The sequence below is a fragment of the Streptomyces sp. NPDC029836 genome (genome assembly GCF_055574495.1).
The window spans coordinates 553,295-575,747 of sequence record NZ_JBVHZI010000002.1 but is presented as its reverse complement, the minus strand read 5'-3'; the positions used below and the strand labels follow the sequence as shown (position 1 = coordinate 575,747).

At 74.2% G+C, this 22,453-nt stretch carries 21 protein-coding genes; 7 read left to right on the top strand and 14 right to left on the bottom strand.

What is annotated here, in order from left to right; genetic code table 11:
* Positions 1-95: 95 nt before the first annotated feature.
* The 6 genes from ACZ4XJ_RS08375 to ACZ4XJ_RS08350 all read right to left on the bottom strand — a co-directional run bounded on the left by ACZ4XJ_RS08375 (position 96) and on the right by ACZ4XJ_RS08350 (position 7,481).
* Positions 96-1,016, bottom strand: a complete 921-nt coding sequence (locus tag ACZ4XJ_RS08375) for an ECF transporter S component (protein WP_468495685.1) — start codon at positions 1,014-1,016, stop codon at positions 96-98.
* Positions 1,013-2,866: an ABC transporter ATP-binding protein gene (locus tag ACZ4XJ_RS08370; protein WP_468495684.1), complete on the bottom strand. Its 1,854-nt coding sequence runs from the start codon at positions 2,864-2,866 to the stop codon at positions 1,013-1,015. The genes ACZ4XJ_RS08375 and ACZ4XJ_RS08370 overlap by 4 nt, the downstream gene beginning before the upstream one ends.
* Entirely contained in the window at positions 2,863-4,083 is a 1,221-nt protein-coding gene (locus ACZ4XJ_RS08365; RefSeq protein WP_468495683.1) for an energy-coupling factor transporter transmembrane component T, read from the bottom strand. The genes ACZ4XJ_RS08370 and ACZ4XJ_RS08365 overlap by 4 nt, the downstream gene beginning before the upstream one ends.
* Entirely contained in the window at positions 4,080-4,793 is a 714-nt protein-coding gene (locus ACZ4XJ_RS08360; RefSeq protein WP_468495682.1) for an SCO2322 family protein, read from the bottom strand. Before ACZ4XJ_RS08360 ends, ACZ4XJ_RS08365 begins: the two co-directional genes overlap by 4 nt.
* Complete coding sequence (locus tag ACZ4XJ_RS08355) at positions 4,790-6,037, bottom strand: prenyltransferase/squalene oxidase repeat-containing protein (RefSeq protein WP_468495681.1); 1,248 nt, start codon at positions 6,035-6,037, stop codon at positions 4,790-4,792. Before ACZ4XJ_RS08355 ends, ACZ4XJ_RS08360 begins: the two co-directional genes overlap by 4 nt.
* Positions 6,038-6,359: 322 nt before the next feature.
* The gene (locus tag ACZ4XJ_RS08350) at positions 6,360-7,481 is read right to left on the bottom strand and encodes an MBL fold metallo-hydrolase (RefSeq protein ID WP_468495680.1); all 1,122 of its coding nucleotides are present in this window, start codon (positions 7,479-7,481) and stop codon (positions 6,360-6,362) included.
* 229 nt (positions 7,482-7,710) lie between these two features.
* Here ACZ4XJ_RS08350 and ACZ4XJ_RS08345 point away from each other — a divergent pair, with 229 nt between their 5' ends.
* Positions 7,711-9,189, top strand: a complete 1,479-nt coding sequence (locus tag ACZ4XJ_RS08345) for an aldehyde dehydrogenase (RefSeq protein WP_468495679.1) — start codon at positions 7,711-7,713, stop codon at positions 9,187-9,189.
* The gene (locus tag ACZ4XJ_RS08340; RefSeq protein ID WP_362883843.1) at positions 9,189-9,422 is read left to right on the top strand and encodes a ferredoxin; all 234 of its coding nucleotides are present in this window, start codon (positions 9,189-9,191) and stop codon (positions 9,420-9,422) included. Before ACZ4XJ_RS08345 ends, ACZ4XJ_RS08340 begins: the two co-directional genes overlap by 1 nt.
* Before the next feature lie 353 nt (positions 9,423-9,775).
* Here the strand turns inward: ACZ4XJ_RS08340 and ACZ4XJ_RS08335 are convergent, their stop codons facing one another.
* Together ACZ4XJ_RS08335 and ACZ4XJ_RS08330 are read right to left on the bottom strand one after the other, a co-directional pair.
* Positions 9,776-10,279 (bottom strand): GNAT family N-acetyltransferase, encoded by a 504-nt coding sequence (locus ACZ4XJ_RS08335; RefSeq protein WP_468495678.1) that lies wholly within the window; start codon positions 10,277-10,279, stop codon positions 9,776-9,778.
* A 196-nt stretch (positions 10,280-10,475) separates the two neighbouring features.
* On the bottom strand, positions 10,476-11,129 hold the full coding sequence (locus ACZ4XJ_RS08330; RefSeq protein WP_468495677.1) for a TetR family transcriptional regulator: 654 nt from the start codon (positions 11,127-11,129) through the stop codon (positions 10,476-10,478).
* A 264-nt stretch (positions 11,130-11,393) separates the two neighbouring features.
* Here ACZ4XJ_RS08330 and ACZ4XJ_RS08325 point away from each other — a divergent pair, with 264 nt between their 5' ends.
* The 3 genes from ACZ4XJ_RS08325 (at position 11,394) to ACZ4XJ_RS08315 (ending at position 14,672) form a co-directional block, all read left to right on the top strand.
* The gene (locus tag ACZ4XJ_RS08325; protein WP_362883840.1) at positions 11,394-12,764 is read left to right on the top strand and encodes a glycosyltransferase family 4 protein; all 1,371 of its coding nucleotides are present in this window, start codon (positions 11,394-11,396) and stop codon (positions 12,762-12,764) included.
* A gap of 85 nt (positions 12,765-12,849) precedes the next feature.
* Positions 12,850-13,584: a class I SAM-dependent methyltransferase gene (locus tag ACZ4XJ_RS08320; RefSeq protein WP_362883838.1), complete on the top strand. Its 735-nt coding sequence runs from the start codon at positions 12,850-12,852 to the stop codon at positions 13,582-13,584.
* Positions 13,581-14,672, top strand: coding sequence for a prenyltransferase/squalene oxidase repeat-containing protein (locus tag ACZ4XJ_RS08315; protein WP_362883836.1), 1,092 nt, complete (start codon positions 13,581-13,583; stop codon positions 14,670-14,672). The genes ACZ4XJ_RS08320 and ACZ4XJ_RS08315 overlap by 4 nt, the downstream gene beginning before the upstream one ends.
* Positions 14,673-14,909: 237 nt before the next feature.
* On the opposite strand, the gene ACZ4XJ_RS08310 is transcribed toward ACZ4XJ_RS08315, so the two are convergent.
* Positions 14,910-15,221, bottom strand: a complete 312-nt coding sequence (locus ACZ4XJ_RS08310) for a hypothetical protein (RefSeq protein ID WP_383992827.1) — start codon at positions 15,219-15,221, stop codon at positions 14,910-14,912.
* A gap of 112 nt (positions 15,222-15,333) precedes the next feature.
* Here ACZ4XJ_RS08310 and ACZ4XJ_RS08305 point away from each other — a divergent pair, with 112 nt between their 5' ends.
* Positions 15,334-15,981: a hypothetical protein gene (locus ACZ4XJ_RS08305; protein WP_362883832.1), complete on the top strand. Its 648-nt coding sequence runs from the start codon at positions 15,334-15,336 to the stop codon at positions 15,979-15,981.
* 93 nt (positions 15,982-16,074) lie between these two features.
* A complete protein-coding gene (locus tag ACZ4XJ_RS08300; RefSeq protein ID WP_362883831.1) occupies positions 16,075-16,455 on the top strand; it encodes a hypothetical protein in 381 nt (126 codons plus the stop codon).
* Between the two features lie 51 nt (positions 16,456-16,506).
* Here the strand turns inward: ACZ4XJ_RS08300 and ACZ4XJ_RS08295 are convergent, their stop codons facing one another.
* The 5 genes from ACZ4XJ_RS08295 to ACZ4XJ_RS08275 form a co-directional block, all read right to left on the bottom strand.
* Positions 16,507-17,517, bottom strand: a complete 1,011-nt coding sequence (locus tag ACZ4XJ_RS08295) for an LLM class F420-dependent oxidoreductase (RefSeq protein ID WP_362883829.1) — start codon at positions 17,515-17,517, stop codon at positions 16,507-16,509.
* Positions 17,518-17,627: 110 nt separating this feature from the next.
* A complete protein-coding gene (locus tag ACZ4XJ_RS08290) occupies positions 17,628-18,470 on the bottom strand; it encodes a DUF5336 domain-containing protein (protein WP_468495676.1) in 843 nt (280 codons plus the stop codon).
* Between the two features lie 137 nt (positions 18,471-18,607).
* Positions 18,608-19,639, bottom strand: coding sequence for an N-acetylmuramoyl-L-alanine amidase (locus ACZ4XJ_RS08285; RefSeq protein WP_468495675.1), 1,032 nt, complete (start codon positions 19,637-19,639; stop codon positions 18,608-18,610).
* Positions 19,640-19,710: 71 nt separating this feature from the next.
* Positions 19,711-20,379 (bottom strand): class I SAM-dependent methyltransferase, encoded by a 669-nt coding sequence (locus ACZ4XJ_RS08280; RefSeq protein ID WP_362883824.1) that lies wholly within the window; start codon positions 20,377-20,379, stop codon positions 19,711-19,713.
* A 102-nt stretch (positions 20,380-20,481) separates the two neighbouring features.
* The gene (locus ACZ4XJ_RS08275; RefSeq protein ID WP_468495674.1) at positions 20,482-22,290 is read right to left on the bottom strand and encodes a serine/threonine-protein kinase; all 1,809 of its coding nucleotides are present in this window, start codon (positions 22,288-22,290) and stop codon (positions 20,482-20,484) included.
* Positions 22,291-22,453: the final 163 nt, after the last annotated feature.

Below are 22,453 nucleotides of genomic sequence, written 5' to 3'. Positions count from 1 at the left end.
CCCCGATCCGTGCGAGGGTCCGCCCCTTTGGGACGATATGGGCGGATTCACCCTACTATCGCGGTTCGGGTGTGACGTAGGCCCTGTGGGGCGGCTCACCTCGCGGGACCCCTGATCTCACTCCGCGTGAGGGGGCGTACCCCTTTGAGGGGGTGGCTCGGTGTCCGTATCGGCTGGGAATCGAAGGAAATCGGCGGATCGAAAGCCGCTTTTCGTGTGGCCCGGCGTAGGGCCTTGAGCAGGGTGGCGCCCAGGGCGAGGGTGAGGACCACGGTCAGGGTGGCCCGGCCCAGGTCCCAGCCCACCGACGTCGCCAGGCAGTACGCCACGAAGCGCGCGAGGTTCTCCGCGACCGGGTCTCCGGGGCGGAAGGAAATGCCCTGGCCCATGCCCTGCAGGATCACCCAGCCCTGGAGGTTCATGATCGTGCCGTACGCGAACGAGCCGAGGAACCCGTACGCCGCGAGCATCGCCAGTTCGGCCCGCCCCCGGATGCGTACGGGGCCGGGCAGCAGCCCGGCGCCCAGCGAGAACCAGCCCAGGGCCAGCATCTGGAACGGCATCCACGGCCCCACGCCGCCCGTGAGCAGGGCGGACGCGAACATCGTGACGGAACCCAGGACGAAGCCGAAGCCGGGGCCGAGGACCCGGCCGCTGAGCACCATCAGGAAGAACATGGGCTCCAGCCCGGCCGTCCCGGCGCCCAGCGGTCTGAGCGCCGCCCCGACGGCGGCCAGTACGCCGAGCATCGCGACGGCCTTGGCGTCCATGCCCTGGTCGGCGATGGTCGCGACCACCACGGCCACGAGGAGGGGCAGCAGGGCGGCGAAGAGCCAGGGGGCGTCCTGGGAGTGCGCCAGCCCGGACTGCCGGTCCGCGAGCAGGGGCCAGCCGAAGGCGGCGATCCCGATGAGCGTGACGAGGACGAGGGCGGCGGCGGCCCGGGGGCCGACCCGGACGGGACGGCGGGAGGTCGGACGGTCCGCGGCGGGCCGCGTCGGCGTGGGGCGCTTCACGGCGTGCGCCCCCCGTCCCGAGCGGCCCCGTCCCGAGCGGCCCCGTCCCGGACAGCCGCGCCCCGAGCGGTCCCGTCCAGAGCCGCCGCGACCTGGGCGACGGTGAGCCAGTGGCCCGGCGCCAGGATCTTCGCCACCTGCGGGGCGAAGGCGGGCGAGGACACGACGACCTCGGCGGTCGGGCCGTCCGCGACGACCTCGCCGCCCGCCAGGATCACGACCCGGTGCGCCAGATCGGCGGCGAGTTCGACGTCGTGGGTGGCCAGCACGATGGCGTGGCCCCGGCCGGCCAGCTCCCGCAGCAGCCCGACCAGCCGGGCCTTGGCCGCGTAGTCCAGGCCGCGGGTCGGCTCGTCCAGAAGGAGGAGGGCCGGGCGGCCGGTGAGGACCAGGGCCAGCGCGAGGGTCAGCCGCTGCCCCTCCGACAGGTCCCGCGGGTGGGTGTCGTCGGGTACGTCGGGCAGCAGCGCGCTCACCAGGCCGCGGCAGGTTCCCGGCGCGGCCCCCGCGTCGCCGTCGGCGGCGGCGCACTCGGCGGCGACGGTGTCGGCGTAGAGGAGGTCGCGGGGCTCCTGCGGTACGAGGCCCACCCGGCGCACCATCTCGTCCGGCCGGGTGCGGTGGGGGGCGAGGCCGCCGACCGTGACGGAGCCGCGGGACGGAGGGAGGGTCCCGACGAGGGCCGCGAGGAGGGTCGACTTGCCGGCGCCGTTGCGGCCCATGAGGGCGACGGTCTCGCCGGGTGCGACGGTCAGGGTGACGTCGCGCAGCACCTCGACCCGGCCGCGCCGGACCCCGAGCCCGTCGACGACCGCTGCGGGGGCGTCCGGGGCGCCGGCGGCACGGTCCGCGGCGGAACCCGGAGCCCGAGCCGCAACCGGCCCGGCCCCCCGCCGCAGCAGCCGCCCCAGGAACCACCCGACTCCGGAAGCGGAACCCGCCGCGTCCGTCGGCGCCGCACCACCCCCACCCACCGGGCCCGAACCCGCCACCACGGGGTCGGGGGCGGGGTCGGGGACGGCCGCGGGACCCGTACCGTCCAGCCGGGCCCGGAGCGGGGCGGCCAGGCGGCGGGCGTCGCGGACCGACAGGGGGAGCGGGGACCAGCCGGCGAGGCGGCCCAGCGAAACCACCGGCGGGTGGACGGGGGAGACGGCCATGACCTCCGCCGGGGTGCCGAGCACGGGAGCCGCGCCGGGCGACGGGAGCAGCAGCACGCGGTCGGCGTACTGGACCACCCGTTCCAGGCGGTGTTCCGCCATCAGCACGGTCGTCCCCAGGTCGTGGACCAGGCGCTGCAGGACGGCCAGGACCTCCTCCGCCGCGGCCGGGTCCAGCGCCGACGTCGGCTCGTCCAGGACCAGCACCCGCGGGTGCGGCGTCAGGACCGAGCCGATCGCGACCCGCTGCTGCTGGCCGCCGGACAGGGTGGCGATGGGACGGTCACGGAGCTCGTTGAGGCCCAGCAGGTCCAGCGTCTCCTCCACCCGGCGCCGCATCACCGCGGCCGGCAGGCCCAGCGACTCCATCCCGTACGCCAGCTCGTCCTCCACCACGTCCGTCACGAAGTGCGCGAGCGGGTCCTGGCCGACGGTGCCGACCACGTCTGCGAGCTCGCGCGGCTTGTGGGTCCGCGTGTCACGGCCCGCGACCGTGACCCGCCCGGCCAGTCGGCCGCCCGTGAAGTGCGGGACCAGCCCCGACACCGCGCCCAGCAGGGTCGACTTGCCGACGCCCGACGGGCCGACCAGCAACGTCAGCTCGCCCTCCGGGACGACGAAGTCGGCGCCCCGCAGACACGGCCGGTCGGCGCCCTCGTACGTCACCGACACCTGCTCGAAGCGGATCACCGGGAGGTCTCCTTGGACGGTACGGGTGCCACGAAGGCGGGGAGCAGGGCGATCAGGACGGCCGCGGCGGGCCACAACGGGAGCGTCGGCCACACCAGCGGCACCACCCCCGGACGCAGTCCCTCCGGATCGACCGAGCCCGCGTGGATCAGCAGGGCCGCGACCGCCGCCCCCGAACCCGCGACGAGCCAGGACCGCGGCCCCCACCGGTCCGGCCGGTAGCGGGTACGGATGCTGCGCCGGCCGCCGAGCCGCAGCCCGGCCAGCGCCAGGACCAGGCCGATGCCGAGCACGGGCAGCCCGTACGCGGCGCCCTCGGCCGCGAGCAGCCCGTACGTGCCGGCGCACATGCCGAGCAGGCCGCCCAGGGTGAGGACGTTGGTGGTGTGCCGGACGGCGGGCGGGACCGCGGCCGTCCGGCCGTAGCCGCGCGCGTCCATCGAGGCGGCGACGGCCACCGACCGCTCCAGCGCGCCCTCCAGTACCGGCAGACCGATCTGCAGGACGGCCCGCACCCCGCCCGTGGGGCGCCCGCGCAACCGGCGGGCGGTCCGCAGCCGGACCACGTCGGCGACCATGTTCGGCGCGAACGTCATCGCGACGACCACGGCCACGCCCGCCTCGTACAGGGCGGCGGGCAGCGACTTCAGCAGCCGCGCCGGATTGGCGAGGGCGTTCGCGGCGCCGACGCAGATCAGCAGCGTCGCCAGCTTCGCGCCGTCGTAGAAGGCGAACACCAACTGCTCGGCGGTGACCCGACCGCCGAAGCGGATGCCCTGCGCCCAGGCGGGCAGCGGCACCTCGGGCAGCGTGAACAGGAGGTGCGCGCCGGGGATGGGGGAGCCGAGCAGCATGGAGAAGACGAGGCGCAGGCCGATGACGAACAGGCCGAGCTTGACGAACGCCCCGTAGGAACGGGCCCAGGGCGCGTCGGTGCGGCGCGCGGCGACCACGTACCCGGCGACGCCGACGATCATCCCGAGCAGCAGCGGATTGGTGGTCCGGGACGCGGCGGTGGCGAGCCCGAGGGCCCACAGCCACCAGGCCCCCGCGTGCAGGGCGTTGCCCCGGCCGGCCTCGGGAGCCCGCCAGGGCCGCCCCTTCTCGTACGAGGACCCGTACGCCCCACCCACCCGCGACCCGGCACCGGGCCGGGCCGGGGGTGCGTCGTCGACCGCGGGCCCGTGGGGGGCGGGCGCGTCCGCGCGGCCCGTCATCGCCTGCGGCGGCGGGACTGCAGGACGCCGGCCGCTGCCAGGGCGGCGATCGCCGCGATGCCGGCGACCAGCCCCACCGAGGGGCCGGAGTCCCGGGCGTCGCCGGCCGCCGGCGGCGGGCCCTGCGCGGCCGGCGTACCGGAAGCCGCCGGGGCCGTCGCCGCGGCGGAGCCGGAACCGGAGTCGGCGATGGGCTCGCCGCAACCGGCCCGGGGGAAGCCGGAGATCCCGCACAGCATCGCCGAGGAGTTGTACCGCAGCGGCTTCGCGACCTCCGCCAACGCCTCCGCGGCCGTGGCGGCGGGGGCCACCTGGGCGCAGACGGTGCGCGGGGCGTCCTGCGGGAGGCGCTCACCGGCGGGGGCGTCCTCGGGCACGCCGAAGTCGATGACCAGCGCCACCCGCTTCTTCCCGGCGGCCGGGGCGGTGTCCGCGCAGACGGCCGCGAAGTCGGCGGCCGCGCGGGGCTGCGCCGCCTCGGCGGCGGCGTCCTTGCTCACGGAGAAGCGGAAGCCGATCACGGAGCCGTCCGCCGGGCGGGCCGTCGACGGGCCCTGGGTGGCGTAGGCCCACCGGGCGTTCGCGCCGTCCCAGAACGACCAGTAGCGGTAGCTCGCCGCCACGGCCGGGGAGGCGGCGAACAGGGTGAGGACCAGGCCGAGGAGACCCAGGACCACGCCGGCGAGCGCCGGCGGACGGCGGCGGCTCACAGCTGGTTCTTCTTGCGGCGGCCGCTCAGCAGGATGCCGATGCCCATGCCGGCCGCGGCGCCCGCGCCGACGATCCACCAGATGTTCTGGTTGCCGGAGCCCGCGTCGTCCTTGGACTCGACCTTCGTCGCGTCCGTCTTCGAGGCCTGCGGCGCGGGGCCGGTGGCGTTCAGCGCCGACACCAGGTCGGTGCCGCCGAAGGCCTTCGGGTCGGTGCCCGTGGCGTGCGCGGCGAGGATCAGGGTGCCGAGCGCGGCCGGGTTGCCCTTGGACCATTCGGCGGAGTTGCCCTTGAGCCACTCCAGCGCGCCCGCCGCCGACTGCCGGTGCCCGGCCGCGGCCAGGGCGATCACCGCGTCGGCGGTGTTGCCGGTGTCGGCGGTCGGCTGGTCGGCGCCCGGGGTGACGGCCGTCAGCCGGCCGTCCTTCTTCAGCGCCTCGGCGAGGTAGCCGGCCGCGCCCTGGGCGGCGCCCGCCGGGTCCGTCGTACCGGCCGGGCAGGCCAGGGCGGTGGCGGGGGTGTCCGTACCGGCCGGCTCGACGACGATGCCCTTGCCGAGCGCGGCCAGCGCGGCGGCGGCCGTGGCGTCGGCGTTCGCGGCGAGCTTGCCGTCGGCCGGTTGGTACCCGAAGGCGCCCCGGTCGGCGGCGGGCTCGGTGGCGCAGCCCAGCTGGAAGGACAGCAGACCGTCGTAGGCGGACTTGCCGGCCTTGGACTTCACGTCGGCCGGCTTCTCACCCGCGACGGCCAGCGAGCTGATCACGAGCGAGGTGGAGCTGCCCTCGCTGGGCGAGCCGGGCACGTAGCTCCAGCCGCCGTCCGCGTTCTGGACGGACTTCAGCCAGTCCACGGCCTTCCGCACCGTGGCGTCCTGGCCGCCCAGCGTCTTCAGGGCCTGCACGGCCACGGCGGTGGCATTGGTGTCGAGCACGGTCGTCGCGTCGCAGGCCTTGGCGGCGTCCGCGCGGAAGGAGGCGAAGCCGCCGTCCGCGCACTGCTGGGCGACGAGCCAGCGCACGGCCTCGGGGGCCGGCTCGGCGCCGGCCGTCCGCTGGGCGAGCAGCGCGACGGACTGGCGCCACACGCCGTCGTACGTCGGATCGGCCTTGCCGAACAGGCCCGAGGGGATGACGGGGGGCGCCGACGGGGACGGCGGAGCGGTGTCGGCGAGGGCTGCGGGAGCGACACCCGCACAGAGCACGGCGGAGGCGGCGAGCGCGGCGGCGCTGCGGCGGACGTTCATGGGGGGCGGGTGCCTCTCGTGCTGGGGAACGGAGACAGGCACACGCGGGTACCGGGCTCCGGCTCCGTTTACCTCGACGGTGCCGGCCGCCGGAGGATCCGACGGCGCGAGCCGCGCACCTCCGGTACGGGGCAATCCGGCTTCCCGCGCGGGCGGGTCACGGTTGCGGGTCAGCGCCGGATTCGCACCGGCTTCCGCCCGTACGGAGATGTGGACGACGCCTTCACTGTACCGGCCCGTAACCGGCGGCCCCGGGGCACCGCCCGGCCGGGGCGCGGGGGCCGGGAGGGCGCGGCGCGCGGGCCGGGCCCGCCCGGGTCGCTCACACGGCCCGGTACGTCACCGGGTCCGTGCCCGGGACCACCTCCGCCCGACCCTGCTTGACCAGCCGCCGCAGATGGGCCTCCGCTTCGGAGACGGCGATGGTGCGGGAGCCGTACGGGATCTGCGCCCAGGGGCGGTTCCACTCCATCCGCTCCGCCAGCGCCCACGGGGTCAGGGGTGCGGCGAGCAGCCGCCACAGGCCGGTCAGCCGGTCCTCGTGGTGGTCGAGGAGCTCCCGGACCCGGCCGGGGGCGTCGGTGAAGGCGTGCTGGTGGGCGGGCAGCACCTCGGCGGGGTCCAGCCGACCGATGCGTTCGAGGGAGGCGAGGTAGTCGCCGAGGGGGTCGGTGACCCGCTCGTCGGAGGGGTCCTCGTACAGGCCGATGTGCGGGGAGATGCCGGGCAGCAGGTGGTCGCCGGAGAACAGGCGGCCGTTGCCGGGGAGGTTCGCCGGGTGCTCCTCCTCCAGGTGGAGGCAGACGTGGCCGGGGGTGTGGCCGGGGGTCCAGATGGCCCGCAGTCGGCGTCCGGCCAGGGGCAGCAGCTCGCCGGGGACGATCTCCCGGTCGGGCACGGCGGCCCGCAGCCCGGGCAGGGTCCGCAGCCGGCCGCTCGCGCGGGCGGCGCGCAGCGGGGCGACGTGCTCCTCGGGGGCGCCGGCGGCGGCCAGCTTCTCGCTCATGTAGTCGTACCAGACGCCGGGTTCGGCGGAGCGGGTGCGCACGACGACCTCGGTGTCGGCGGCGTGCATCGCGATCCAGGCCCCGGAGGCCTCCCGGACCTGGCCGGACAGGCCGTGGTGGTCGGGGTGGTGGTGGGTGATGACCACGCCGTGGACGTCGGCGACGGCGAGCCCGAGCGCGCCGAGCCCGGCGGTCAGGGCGTCCCAGGAAGCGGGGTCGTCCCAGCCGGTGTCGATGAGGACGGGGCCGCGATCGGTGTCGAGGACGTGGACGAGGGTGTGCCCGAGCGGATTGTCGGGGATCGGGACCTTGATGCCCCGGACACCCCCGCCGTGGTCGGTGACCTGCGGTGCCACGTGCGCCGCGTCCTCCGGTCCGTCCTCCGGCCTGTCCCTCGGCCCGTCCTCCGACGTGCCCTTCGGCTTGTCCTCCGGCATGAGGCTCCCCTGTCCGCTGGCGAGAACTTGTTTCAGTAGTAGCCCAAGTCGACCATCATCGAAGCGCCCTGACTAGTCGTCACCGCCTCCTGGATCTTCGGGGGCTCGGGGGCCGGCTTCGGCGCGGCGGTCGCGTCCACGCCGTCGCGGCGGTTCCGTCCGCGCCGTGGACTCCTCCAACTAGAACTGGTATCAGTTCTGGAACGCCAAGCCCCAGGAGGCCTCAGCCATGACCGAGCTCGTGGAACACGGACAACTGTTCATCGGCGGGCAATGGACCGACCCGCTGGGCACCGACACCCTGAGCGTCGTCTCCCCCCACACCGAGCAGGTCATCGGCAGCGTCCCCCACGCCTCCCGGGCCGACGTGGACCGCGCCGTCGCCGTCGCCCGCAAGGCCTTCGACGAAGGCCCCTGGCCCCGCATGACCCTGGACGAACGGATCGCCGTCGTCACCCGCATCAAGGACGCCATCGCCGTCCGCCACGAGGAGATCGCCCGCTCCATCAGCTCCCAGAACGGCTCCCCGTACTCCTGGAGCATCCTCGCCCAGGCCCTCGGCCCGATGATGGTCTACGACGCCGCCATCACCGTCGCCCGCGACTTCCCGTACGAGGAACACCGCCAAGGGGTGCTCGGCCCCATCCTCGTGCGCCGCGAACCCGTCGGGGTCGTCGCCGCCGTCATCCCGTGGAACGTCCCGCAGTTCGTGGCCGCCGCCAAACTCGCGCCCGCGCTGCTCACCGGGTCGACGGTGATCCTCAAGCCCTCCCCGGAGGCGCCGCTCGACTCCTACATCCTGGCGGACATCGCACGGGAGGCCGGGCTGCCCGAGGGCGTCCTGTCGATCCTGCCCGCCGACCGCGAGGTCAGCGAGTACCTCGTCGGCCACCCCGGCATCGACAAGGTCGCCTTCACCGGATCCGTCGCCGCCGGCCGCCGCGTGATGGAGGTCGCCGCACGCAACCTGACCCGGGTCACCCTGGAACTCGGCGGCAAGTCCGCCGCCGTGGTCCTGCCCGACGCCGACCTGGACACCACCATCGCCGGGATCGTCCCGGCGGCCTGGATGAACAACGGCCAGGCCTGCGTGGCCCAGACCCGCGTCCTGGCACCGCGCGCCCGCTACGACGAGATCGCCGACGCCCTCGCGGCGGCGGCGGGCGCCCTCGTCGTCGGCGACCCGCTGGACCCGGCGACCCAACTCGGCCCCCTCGTCGCCCGGCGCCAGCAGCAGCGCTCGCTGGACTACATCCGCATCGGCCAGGAGGAGGGCGCGAAGATCCTCACCGGCGGCGGTCGCCCGGCGGGCCTGGAACGCGGCTGGTACGTCGAACCCACCCTCTTCGGCGACGTCGACAACTCGATGCGGATCGCCCGCGAGGAGATCTTCGGCCCGGTCGTCTGCCTCATCCCCTACGGCGACGAAGAGGAGGCCGCGCGGATCGCCAACGACTCCGAATTCGGCCTGAGCGGCAGCGTCTGGACCGCCGACACCGAGCACGGCATCGACTTCGGCCGCCGCATCCGCACCGGCACCTTCAACGTGAACACCTTCAGCCTGGACATGCTCGGCCCCTTCGGCGGCTACAAGAACAGCGGCGTGGGCCGCGAGTTCGGCCCCGAGGGCCTGGGCGAGTACCTGGAGCACAAGATGATCCACCTCCCGGCCGGCTACGCCCCCGGCGCCGCCGAGGCGGGAGCCTGATGGGGGACCGCTGGCAGGTCGAGGTCGACCGGGGCGTCTGCATCGGCTCCGGCATGTGCGTCAACCACGCCCCGGACGGCTTCTCCCTCGACTCGGCCCGCCAGTCACACCCCCGAACCCCCCAAACGGACGCGAACGAACCCACCCTCACGGCAGCCGAAGGCTGCCCGGTGGAAGCCATCCTGATCACCCTGGCCACCACGGGCGAACCGGTGTTCCCCCCGGAGGAGTGAGGGGGGTGGGGCGGCGGGGCCTCAGGGAAGCCGGCACGTGGGGCCGGCCGGGGTCGGGGGTGGGCGGTGTACCTTCACCCGGGTCGGGTGTGGTCCGGGGGCTTCCCGCCAGTCCACCGGGACGGATGGGCGGGAACGGGTCCGTCGGCGACGAGACGAGGGGACGGGCGCCGGTGGGCCCGGCACACGGGCACGCCGGAAGGCCTGCGGCCGGGCCGCGAGCGCGGCCAAGGGCCCTACCTGCCCGTCAGGACGACCGGATCGACGTGGATTGCAGGTAGGCGGGGCCGTGCGCCGGTTCGCCGTGCCTCGTCGCTCGGCCAAGCGTCCGGCGACCGTCCGTGGCCCACCACTCACGCATCGGGATGCTGCGGCAGGGCGCGCCAGTCCGACCAGGAGATCTCGCGGCCGAGGAAGCGCGGCCGCTCGAACGGCCAGTCGGCGGCGATCCACTGCGGCACCAGCGCGTCGAGGGCCTGCTCGACCTCGCTGCCCACCAGCTCGTCCACCACCCACCAGGAGATCTCGCCGTCCGCACCGGCCCTCTCCGGCGGGTCGATGTAGACGCAGCCGAGCAGAACTGTCTCCGCCGCGTCGAACAGCGCGTAGTTGAAGGACTGGTGCGCGGCGATCTCCTTCTCGTGCCGCAACAGGTCGGCTTGGTCGGCCTCGTAGGTCATGGTGGCCGCGGGCCAGCCCCAGACCGGGCCGAAGATGGTCCACAGCCGCTCGCGCGAACCCATCACAGCCGGATAGTCGAGCGGGGTGTCCACCTCCCGGATCGGTCGCAGATGATGACCACCGCCCGGCAGCGGTACCAGGACGGGGTGAACGAAGTCATCGGGAAGCCAGCTCATGGCGCCCGACCGTAGCAGCGCGCGGCCGTCCGCTCCCCGGCCCCCAGCCCGGACCGGTGGTCAGCCGCGGAGCCGAGCGACGAACCATGGCGAACCGGCGCACGTCCCCGCCCACCTGCACTCCAGGCCGCTCCGGCCGTTCTGACGGGCGGGTAGGGCCCTTGGTCGCCCCCCGACCCCACCCACCGGATCCGGCCTAACTTCTCGCAGCCCCCGCCACCCCGGCTCCCCCAACCCCCGCCCCCGTCAAGTCGATGAGGCGGCAGACCGTTTCGATGTCGATCTTGACCTGGGCGATCGAGGCGCGGCCCGACAGCCAGGTGATGAGCGCCGAGTGCCAGGTGTGTTCGATGACGCGGACCGCCGAGAGTTGTTCCGCCGTCGGGGCGGCGTCCAGGCCCATCGCGTCCAGGATGATGGCCGTCGTCAGGCGGGAGACGGTGTCGACCTCCGGGCTCACGCTGCGGTCCGCGAACGTCAGGGCGCGGACCATGGCGTCCGCGAGGTGCGGTTCGCGTTGGAGCGCGCGGAACGCGCGCATCAGGGTCTCCGCGACCCGGGCCGCGGGGTCGTCGCCCGCCGGGGGGCGCTTGCGCAGCGTCGTGTGCATGTGTTGGAGCTGGTCCTGCATCGTCGCGACGAGCAGGTGCACCTTCGAGGGGAAGTACCGGTACAGCGTGCCGAGGGCGACGCTGGACAGCTCCGCGACCTCCCGCATCTGCACGGCGTCGAAGCCGCCGCGGCTGGCCAGCTGCGCGCTCGCGTGCAGGATGCGACGACGGCGGGCCTCCTGGCGCTCCGTCAGGGGAGGGGACGCCGGCGTGGTGACGGCCTTCGCTTCCGCTGTCATGTGTCCCGCTCCATGGCGTTCCGTGGGCTGTTCCGTGGCGTCGCTGGTGGTGCCGCGCAGGGCTGATCCGGTCATCATCCGGGCATGATCCGGGATCAGCATGTCAGGCGCCCGAGTCGTGGCGCGAATCACCTGCTCCGCCTCTTACGGTGTGGTTTCCGGCCGGTAGATTCAATGGTCTTCAACGGATCAAGTCTGAAACTTGTTCTACATTATCCGAGCGGTTACGCTCCGGCGAAAGTCGCAGGCAGAAGGGGGCCGAGAGTGACCGCTGAGGCCATCGTGACGAGCCCTTTCGCGGGTTCCGCCACCGACGGCGACCGCCCGCTCCGCATCGCGCTCCTCACCTACAAGGGGAACCCGTTCTGCGGCGGCCAGGGCGTCTACGTCCGGCACCTCTCGCGTGAGCTCGTCCGCCTCGGACACTCCGTCGAGGTCATCGGTTCGCAGCCCTACCCGGTGCTCGACACGGGCGCCACGCTCACCGAGCTGCCGAGCCTGGACCTGTACCGCAGCCCCGACCCGTTCCGTACGCCCAAGCGCGACGAGTACCGGGACTGGATCGACGCCCTCGAAGTCGCCACGATGTGGACGGGCGGATTCCCCGAGCCGATGACGTTCTCGCTGCGCGCCCGGCGCCATCTGCGCGAGCGCGCGGGCGAGTTCGACGTCATCCACGACAACCAGACCCTCGGCTACGGGCTGCTCGGCGACCTCGGCGCCCCCCTCGTGACGACGGTCCACCACCCCATCACCGTCGACCGGCGGCTGGACATCGACGCCGCCAAGGACTTCAAGAAGCGGCTCTCGGTGCGGCGTTGGTACGCCTTCACCCGCATGCAGGGCCGCGTCGCCCGCAGGCTGCCGTCCGTGCTGACCGTCTCGGGCTCCTCCCAGCAGGAGATCGCCGAGCACCTCGGCGTCCGCGACGACCGCATCCACGTCGTCCACATCGGCGCCGACACCGACCTGTGGTCGCCCGACCCCTCCGTGGCCGAGGTGCCCGGTCGGATCGTGACGACCTCCAGCGCCGACGTCCCCCTCAAGGGGCTCGTCCACCTCGTCGAGGCCCTCGCCAAGCTCCGTACGGAGCGGCCCGACGCGCACCTCGTCGTCGTCGGCAAGCGCGCCGAGAGCGGGCCCGTCGCCCGGGCGATCGAGACGTACGGGCTCCAGGACGCGGTCCGCTTCGTCAAGGGCATCACCGACGCCGAGCTCGTCGACCTCGTGCGCGGCGCCCAGGTCGCCTGCGTGCCCTCCCTGTACGAGGGCTTCTCGCTGCCGGCGGCCGAGGCGATGGCCACCGGCACCCCGCTGGTCGCCACGACCGGCGGTGCCATCCCCGAGGTGACCGGCGCCGACGGGGAGACCTGTCTGGCCGTGCCGCCCGGTGACGCGGGGGCGCTGGCTGCCGCGCTGGGCCGGATGTTGGGCGACGCCGCGCTCCGCGAGCGTCTCGGAGCGGCCGGGCGGGAGCGGGTTCTGTCCCGGTTCACCTGGGCCAAGGCCGCCGAGGGCACCGTCGCGCACTACCGCGCCGCCATCGCACAGGCGACCATCACACAGGCTGCCGTCGGCCGGTCCGCCGTCGACCCGACCGGGGCGGCCACCACCCGTACCGGCGGGCCGCGCTGAGCTCGGGCCGCCGACGCAGCTCCACGAGCAGTTCCTTCCGCTCCTCCCACCCCTCCCACCCCCGCGACAGCGAAGGCAGGACCCCGTGCTGACCGTCGATTTCTCCCGGTTCCCGCTCGCCGCAGGCGACCGTGTGCTCGATCTGGGCTGCGGCGCAGGCCGGCACGCCTTCGAGTGCTACCGGAGAGGCGCCCAGGTGGTCGCCGTCGACCGCAACGGCGAGGAGATCCGCGAGGTCGCCAAGTGGTTCGCCGCCATGAAGGAGGCTGGTGAGGCACCCGCGGGCGCCACCGCCACCGCGATGGAGGGCGACGCGCTGGCGCTGCCGTTCCCCGACGACTCCTTCGACGTCGTGATCATCTCCGAGGTGATGGAGCACATCCCCGACGACAAGGGCGTCCTCGCCGAGATGGTCCGCGTCCTGAAGCCGGGCGGCCGCATCGCGATCACCGTGCCGCGCTACGGCCCGGAGAAGGTCTGTTGGGCGCTCTCCGACGCCTACCACGAGGTCGAGGGCGGTCACATCCGCATCTACAAGGCGGACGAGCTGCTCGGCAAGATGGAGGCCGCCGGCCTCAAGCCGTACGGCACCCACCACGCGCACGGCCTGCACTCCCCGTACTGGTGGCTCAAGTGCGCCTTCGGCGTGGACAACGACAAGGCGCTGCCGGTCAAGGCGTACCACAAGCTCCTGGTCTGGGACATCATGAAGAAGCCGCTCGCGACCCGGCTCGCCGAGCAGGCGTTGAACCCGGTGATCGGCAAGAGCTTCGTGGCGTACGCGACCAAGCCGCACCTGCCCGTCGGCGCCACCCGGTGACCGCGCCCCGGCGCACCGCACCCGAACACCTCGTCCTGGACGGCGTGCTGACCGCCGAGGAGGCCGCCCTGACGGTGGAGGGGATCCTCGCCGCGCAGCGGCCGGACGGGGCCATCCCGTGGTTCCGGGGCCACCACCTCGACCCGTGGGACCACACCGAGGCCGCGATGGCCCTCGACACGGCGGGCGAGCACGAGGCCGCGGAGCGGGCGTACGACTGGCTGGTCCGGCACCAGAACCAGGACGGTTCCTGGCACGCGGCCTACGCCGACCGGCCCGAAGGGGTGGACACCGCCGCGCCGCAGGACGCGAGCCGGGAGTCCAACTTCGTCGCGTACATAGCCGTCGGCGTCTGGCACCACTACCTGGCCACCGGCGACGACCGGTTCCTGGACCGCATGTGGCCGGCGGTCTACGCGGCGGTGGAGTTCGTCCTGGCGCTCCAGCAGCCCGGCGGCGAGATCGGTTGGAAGCGGGAGGCGGACGGCGTCCCCGTGACGGACGCCCTGCTGACGGGTTCCTCGTCCATCCACCAGGCCCTGCGCTGCGCGCTGGCGATCGCCGACCACCGGGGGGATCCGCAGCCCGACTGGGAGCTGGCGACGGGCGCGTTGGGGCACGCCATCCGCAGGCACCCGGAGCGGTTCCTCGACAAGTCGCACTATTCGATGGACTGGTACTACCCGGTGTTGGGCGGCGCGCTGACCGGCCCGGAGGCGAAGGCGCGGATCGAGGCGCGCTGGGACGAGTTCGTCGTCCCGGACCTCGGGGTCCGCTGCGTCCTGCCGAACCCGTGGGTGACCGGCGGGGAGTCCTGCGAACTGGCGCTGTCGCTGTGGGCGATGGGGGAGTCGGACCGGGCGCTGGAGATCCTGCGCTCGATCGGTCACCTGCGCGCCGACAACGGCATGTACTGGACGGGCTACGTGTTCCAGGACCGGGCGGTGTGGCCGGTGGAGCAGACGACCTGGACGGCCGGGTCGCTGCTGCTGGCCGTCGCCGCGCTCGGCGGGGACGGCGCGACGGGCGAGGTCTTCGGCGGGCTCACGCTCCCGGTGGGCCTGGAACCGGACTGCTGTCGCGGCTGAACGGGAACGCCGGCCGAGCCGGGCCCCCGCCGTGACCGCAACGCTGAGCGGAACCGGAACGCTGAGCCGAACCGAACGCCGAGCGGAGCCGGAACGGGTGCTGAGCGGAACCGGAACGCACGTGCCCGCCCCGCCTGGGTGCGGGGCGGGCACGGGTGCCCGGAGGGCGGGGTCGGCGGGGTTGGCCCCTTCGGCCCTCCGGGCGGGGCCGGTCCCGTGGACCGCCCCGGTCGGGGGTCAGCGGCGGGCCATCCAACCGGCGATGGCATGGCCGACGAGGACGTAGACGACGGCGGCCAGGCCGTAGCCGACGATGACCCGGGCCGTTTCTCCGTCGATGGTGAACAGGTCCCGGGACCAGCTCGTCAGCCAGTCGGCGATGTCGTGCACGAGGGCGACCAGACTGTTGCCCTGGTTGGCGTCCAGGAGCCACAGCACGATCCACAGGACGATGAGGAACGCGGCCACGTCCGCGACGAGGGCGATGGCCCGGGCGGGGCCCGCGCCGCGGGCGGCTCCGCGCGTATGTGCTCGGGTGTGTGGGGACATGACAACCGTGTTGCCCCAGGATCGCGGCCCAAACCCGAACGGGTCCCCCAAGTGGCGCAGCTTCACGGCCGGAGCGAGGCTGCGGGGGACACCCCCGTCCCCGGAGGAAACCGTGTCCGTACTCGTACTCAGTACCGTCCGATTCCGCCGCACCCTCACCGCGGTGATCCTGTCCTGTGCGCTGTTGGGCGGTGCGACCGCCTGCGGCGGCAGCAGCGGCGACAGCGCGCGGCAGCCGGAGCTGTCCTCCGCGGCGGCGGCCGAGTTGGCCGTCCTCGCGGCGGCGGAGCCGGCGGCCGCAGAAGCCGATGAGTTGGCCGCGGTGACGCCGACGCCGACCACGCCCGCCGAGAAGCAGAAGTTCGCCAAGACGCGCTTCGTCGCCAACGCCGGCCTCGCGGCCGGGGCGACGTACCAGTGGATCGTCAAGCCGTACCAGGCCGGCAAGTTCAAGAAGGGCGCCTCGGGCCGTACCTTCGCGCTGATCAAGGCCGGTCTCGCGGGCGCCTTCGCCTACAACCGGTTGAAGGCGGCGGTCGACAACGCCAAGGGCGACCCGCTGCTGTCGAAGGCGATGGGCCCGCTGACGGCGGGCATCGAGTCGCTGAAGGGCCTCGGCACCAAGCTCCGCAAGGGCCAGGCCGGTGACGCCGACATCAGCTCCTTCCAGGACGTCATCAACGGGGTCAAGAACGCGGGCCAGAGCGCCGGCGCCCCGGTGAAGGACCAGGTGCCGAGCCTGTCGCAACTCGGCGGTTAGGCCGAGCCGCGCCTTCGCGCGCGGGCGGGCCGGACGGGGCCGGTGGGCCACCGTCCGGCCCGCCCGCGTTCCCGGGCTGTTTCAATGGTCCGTGTGATCGAATTCCTGGTGTTGGGCGTCGTGGCCGCCGGAGCCGGTTGGCTCGTCCGCCGCAAGCACCGCACGCGTCAGGCCGCCGGTAAGCCGGTGGGCATCCCGTGCATGGCCCGCCACCCGGCCGGTGCGGGCCGTTGGCGCGCGGGCCGCGTGCACGCGGGCCGGGGCGAGGTGCTGCGCTGGGAGCCCCGGCGCGGCGAGGCCGTGCCGCTGTCGGGGGCCCGCTCGACCGGCGTACGGGTGCCGACGGTGCGCGAGGGCATCGCCATCAACCCCGGCTCACGGATCGTGGCCTGCGCCCTGCAGGGCGGCGGGGAGATCGAGATCGCCGTCATGCCCCTGGACGTACGGGAACTGCTGGAGGCCGTCCCCGAGTAGCCGGGGCTTCCCGTTCGACCGCTGGGAGCCCGAGGAGCCCGAGGAGCCCGCTCAGCCGTTCAGTTCCGCCAGGACGCGCAGGGTGTGGGGGTCGGGGGCGGTGACCAGCAGGTCGGTGACGGGGCCCTTGCGCCACAGTTCCAGCCGTTCCGCGATCCGTTCGCGGGGGCCGACGAGGGAGATCTCGTCCGCGAAGGCGTCCGGGACCGCGAGGACGGCCTCCTCCTTGCGGCCGGCGAGGAACAGCTCCTGGATGCGCCGGGCCTCCTCCTCGTAGCCCATCCGGGCCATGAGGTCGGCGTGGAAGTTGCGGGCCGCGTGCCCCATGCCGCCGATGTAGAAGCCGAGCATCGCCTTGACCGGCAGCAGGCCCTCGGCGACGTCCTCGCAGACCTTGGCCCGGGCCATCGGGGCGATCATGAAGTTCTCGGGGAGGTCACCGAGGGAGGCCCGGTAGACGTCGGTGCGGGTGGGCGACCAGTACAGCGGCAGCCAGCCGTCGGCGATCCGGGTGGTCTGGGCGATGTTCTTGGGGCCCTCGGCACCGAGCAGCAGCGGGAGGTCGGCGCGCAGCGGGTGGGTGATCGGTTTGAGGGGCTTGCCCAGGCCGGTGCCGTCCGCGCCGCGGTACGGGTGGCTGTGGAAGCGGCCGTCGACGACGACGGGCGCCTCGCGGCGCAGCACCTGGCGGATGACGTCGACGTACTCGCGGGTGGCGGTGAGCGGGCTCGACGGGAACGGGCGCCCGTACCAGCCCTCCACCACCTGGGGTCCGGACAGGCCGAGGCCGAGCGTCATCCGGCCGCCCGAGAGGTGGTCCAGGGTGAGGGCGTGCATGGCGGTGGCGGTGGGGCTGCGGGCGGCCATCTGCGCGATCGCGGTGCCCAGCCGGATCCGGGAGGTGTGCGCGGCGATCCAGGTGAGCGGGGTGAAGGCGTCGGAGCCCCAGGCCTCGGCGGTCCAGACGGAGTGGTAGCCGAGGCGTTCGGCTTCGACGGCGAGGTCGAGGTGGGCGGGTGCGGGCCCGCGGCCCCAGTACCCGAGTGCGAGTCCGAGCCGCATGGAAGTCCCCTCACCGGTGTCTGACGACGCGTCAGGTGACTGTAGGGCAACGGCCCCCCGCCCGGAAGGGCGGGGGGCCGTGAGGGCTGTCCCGGCGGGCCGGGGCGTGCTCAGCCGCGCTGGATGCCCGAGGTGTCGTTCAGGACGCCGCGCCGGCCGTCCTGGGTCTGCGCGATCAGCGTGGCGGGGCCGCGCTGGTCGACGGCCAGGTACCAGGTGCCGGGCGCGAGCTCGGCGATCGGGGTGGGGGAGCCGTCCTCACCGAAGAGGGGACGGGCCACCGGCACCGCGAACCAGAACGGCGTGAAGTCCGCGGCCGGGGTCGGGGCGGGAGCCGGGGTGGGCCGGTGGCCCGAGGGGCCCGAGTGGTCCTGCGGGCCGGGCGCCGGGTTCGGCGTACCGCCGTAGGGCGGGGCGGGCTGCGGGGTGGATCCGTAGGGCTGGGGCTGCTGCCCGCCCGGATAGCCGTATCCGCTGCCCGGCTGCTGCTGGGCGCCGAACGGCGGCGGGACGGCGGCGGGCCGCGGCTCCGGCATGAGCTTGCCGGCGAGGGCGGGGATCTTGGACCCGGCGATCGCGACACCGGCCAGGACCAGGGTCGCGAGGAAGGCGATGATGCTGCCGGCGCCGAGGTCGGCCCCGGACGGACTGGTGATCAGGGACCACAGCGCGGCCCAGGCGGCGGAAACGGCCAGCACGGTGCCCCACGCCGACAGCGGCAGGCCCGCGAGCTTGCGGCCCTCGGGCTGGAGGCGTGCGAAGACGAGCAGGCCGGCCGCGATGAAGCCGGTGAGGAAGATGGTGGGCAGGACCAACCGGTAGACGTCGGTGTCCCACGCGCTCGGGAGGTCCAGGCCGGTGGCGGAGTAGAAGTCGAGGAACGAGGCGATGAACAGCAGCGCCGCTGCTCCGATCACCACGCCGTCTCCTCGAGTGAGGGAGCGGATGTTCACTTCTCAGGTGTCCTTCTCGGTCTCGGTCGTCTCGTGGTGCCGCGGTCGCAGATCAGGGCTGGAGCGGGGCGGGCGGCACCATGGTACGGAGGTTTTCCGTGACCGGGCTGACCGGGGCGGCGGGCCGCCCGGTGGGACTACCCGCCGAGGAACCCGACGATGCCGTCGGCGATGCCCTGCGCGGCCTTCTGCCGCCACTCCGGACTCGTCAGCAGCGCCGCGTCCTTGGCGTCACGCATGTTGCCGCATTCGATGAACACCTTGGGCCGGGTCGAGAGGTTCAGTCCGCCCAGATCGTCACGAACCACCAAACCGGTACCGGATCCGAGGTAGTTGGCGGGACCGGTGCCGGTGGTCCGGGCGAAGTTGCCGGCGATCCGCTCGCCGAGCGTGCGCGACGGTCCGACGATCTTCGAGGTGTCCGCGGAACCGCCGCGGACGGCGGCCGGGAGGATGACGTGGTAGCCGCGGCTGCCCTCGGAGACGCCGTCGGCGTGGACCGAGACGACCGCGTCGGCCTTGGCCTCGTTGCCGATGCGGGCCCGCTCGTCGATGCAGGGGCCCCACGGGCGCTCCGGGCCGGCCTCGTGGGTGAAGAGCACCTTCACCCCGCGTGCCTCCAGGACCGTGCGCAGGCGGCGCGACACGTCCATCGTGAACTCGGCTTCCATGTAGCCGGAGTTGGTGGTGGTGCCGGTGGTGTCGCACTCCTTGCGGTTCGTACCGATGTCGACTTGACGGTTGATCTCGCGGGAGTGCTTGAAGTTGCCCGTGTTGTGTCCGGGGTCGATGACCACCGTCCGGCCCGCAAGCGGGTTGGGGGCGGCGGCGGGAGCGCCCGGCGAGCCGGAGGCGAGGGGCGGGCCCGACGGCAGGGGCGAGCCCGACGCGGCGGGAGAGGCGGGCGCGGCCGGGGCGCTCGGGGTGGCGCCGGCCTTCCCGTCCGCGCCCCCCGGGGCGGTGTGCGAGGCGGGCTGCGGCGCCGCCCGGGTCTGCGGGTCGCCGGCGGCCGGCCCCGCCAGGGCCTGGGTCAGCACCCAGCCGGCCAGGCAGGTCGGCGCGAGCACCGCCGCCGCGACCGCGAGGGTGGAACGCCGGGTGTACCAGGGCCGGTCCGGGCTGATCGACGAGCCGGACTCGGGGGACGGGGGGCTGTTGTCGTAGCGCACCTCGCGATGCTAGAGCGCCCGACCGTCGTCCGGAGGGACCATCCGCCATTCGTGGGCGGTGCGCTTATCGGTTAAACGCCGGGTGACGTGCGGTCCGGCCCGCTGCCCGCTCCGGTGCGGCGCAGGACGCGCAGCGAGTCCGTGACGGAGATCTCCTCGAAGGCGCCCGAGGCCAGCGCCCGCAGGTAGATCCGGTACGGGGCCTGCCCGCCGTCGGCCGGGTCGGGGAACACGTCGTGGATGACGAGCGTGCCGCCCTCCGCGACGTGCGGAGCCCAGCCCTCGTAGTCGCCCGTCGCGTGCTCGTCGGTGTGGCCGCCGTCGATGAAGACGAACCCGAGCTTGCCGCCCCAGGCGGCGGCGACCTGCGGGGAGCGGCCGACGATCGCGATCACGTGGTCCTCCAGCCCTGCCTTGTGCAGGGTCCGGCGGAAGGTGGGCAGGGTGTCCATCAGCCCGACCTCCGGGTCCACCACCGTCGGGTCGTGGTACTCCCAGCCCGGCTGCTGCTCCTCGCTGCCCCGGTGGTGGTCGACGGTGATCGCCGGCACGCCCGCCTCGCGGGCGGCGTCCGCGAGCAGGAGGGTGGAGCGACCGCAGTACGTCCCGACCTCCAGGAGCGGCAGCCCGAGCGCCGCCGCCGCGGTGGCGGCCTCGTACAGGGCGAGGCCCTCCCGTACGGGCATGAACCCCTTGGCGGCCTCGAAGGCGGCGAGGGTCTCCGGCTTGGGGGTGGCCATGTCGTTCCTCCTGAGCTGCGGATCGGTGGCGGCCCATGCTGCCCTACCCGCTGGTAGGACGCTACGGCCGGGGTGCGCGGGCGGACGTGTGCCGCCGCCGACTCAGCGCCCGAACAGGCGGGCCAGGCCGGCTCCGCGCTCCGACCTCCGGTCCTCCCGCAGCACCCGCCGCAGTTCGTCACGGGTCTCCGTGGCCTCCTGGGTCAGCCAGTGGGTGTTGCCGGCGGTCAGGTGGAGCCGGTGCAGCAACGGCTTGAGGAGCTCCAGCGCGCGGTCGGGGTCGCCCGCCTCGCCGATGCTGCGGACCACCCGGTGCGCCATCACCGCGTCACCGTGGGCCGCGAGCGCCTCCGGGTCCGGGTACAGCCACAGGTAGAGCCGGGCGGCCGTGCCGAAGTCACCGACCAGCCAGGCGTCGTGCGCCAGGCGCCGCCGTACGTCCAGCAGGACCGGGCTGTCGGCGGGCAGGCGCCGGTCCAGGTCGGGCAGGAGCGGAGCGAGCCAGGCCCGTTCCGCGTGCGCCTGCGCCGCGGTCTCCGCGCCGGCGCGGTTCCCCTCGCCCCGCTGGAGGGCTCCGGTCAGGTGGTAGCGGGCGGTCACCGTGACCGGGTGTCCGATGCCCAGGACCCGATCGGCCTGCTCGATGACCTCGCGCAGCTCGGCCTCGTACCGGCGACCGCCGCCGGGCCCGTGGGCGGCGGCCTCGCCGACGTACGTGGCGCGCGCCTCGATGGTGTCCGGATGCTCCAGCCCGAGGACCCGGACCATCCTCGGCAGGATCCGCTCCAGATCGGTGGCGGAGTGCCCGCGTACGGACATGGCCCGGTGGTACGCGGCCCGCACGGTCAGGGCGTCGTGCGCGCCGAGCTCCTCCGACAGGTCGGTGACCAGTACGCCGAGCCGGGCGGCGAGGTCCGTCGGGCGGTCCTCCAACAGCAGCGTCAGCCGCCGTTCCAGCATCGCCCGGACCGGGTCGCCGGCGGCCGTGTGCACGGTCGGCGAGTACGCCGGCGGGGGCGGGAACGACACGAGGGCGCCGCCGGCGACGGGCCGCGGGGCGGCGTCCCGCGCCGCCGCCGGCGACCCGGTGATCTCCTGCAGTCGGCGGACCACCTCCCGGCCGCTCTCCGGGCGGTCGCCCGGGGCCTTCGCGAGGAGGTCGCGCACGAGGGTGTCCAGGGCGGCCGGGAGGTCCTCCCGTACGGAACCGGGCAGGGCCGGCTCGGTCATGAGGTGCTGGGCGAGCAGTTCGTGCACCTCCCCGCCGGGGAAGGGCAGCCGGCCGGTGAGCAGTTGCATCAGCACGCAGCCGAGGGCGTAGAGATCGGCGCGGCCGTCGACGGGGACGCCGGTCGAACCGCCCGTCCAGCGTTCCGGGGCCATGTACGGGAACGAGCCGATGATCATGCCGGTGGCCGTCAGGTCCGTGGTGGGCGAGCCGTGGGACTTGGCGATCCCGAAGTCGAGGACCTTGGTCACCCCGGCGTCGGTGACCATCACGTTGCCCGGCTTGACGTCCCGGTGCACGATCCCGGCGTCGTGCGCGGCCCCGAGCGCGTCCGCGATCCGCGCGACCCACTCCAGGGCGTCCGCGAGCGGGGGCACCCCGGCGTCCAGGACCTGGGCGAGGCTGCGGCCCCGCAGGAGTTCCATCACGAGGAACACCGCGTCGCGCCCGCCGTGTTCGGTGCGCCCGAAGTCGTGGATGGTGGCGATGTTGGGGTGGGCGAGGTTCCCGGCCAGGCCGGCCTCCCGCTCGAAGCGGCGCATGTCCTCGGGCGTGTCCGGAAAGCCGATCTTCACCGCGATCCAGCGACCCACCCGACTGTCCTTGGCCCGCCACACCTCGCCGAAGCCGCCCTTGCCGAGCAACTCGGCGAGTTCGTAGCGGCCCTCGATCGTTGCGCCCACGCCCCCGGCCCCCATCCCCCTTGATCCACTTGTTCGCAGGCATTATCCCCGAGCGCGGGCGGCCGGCGCGCTGCCGCGCGTCGGGGGCGGCGGACGCGCGGGCGGCCTTCTCGACGCCCGCCGGTGGGGGCCCGTTTCGCCGTCAGGCGTGACCTGCGTCACA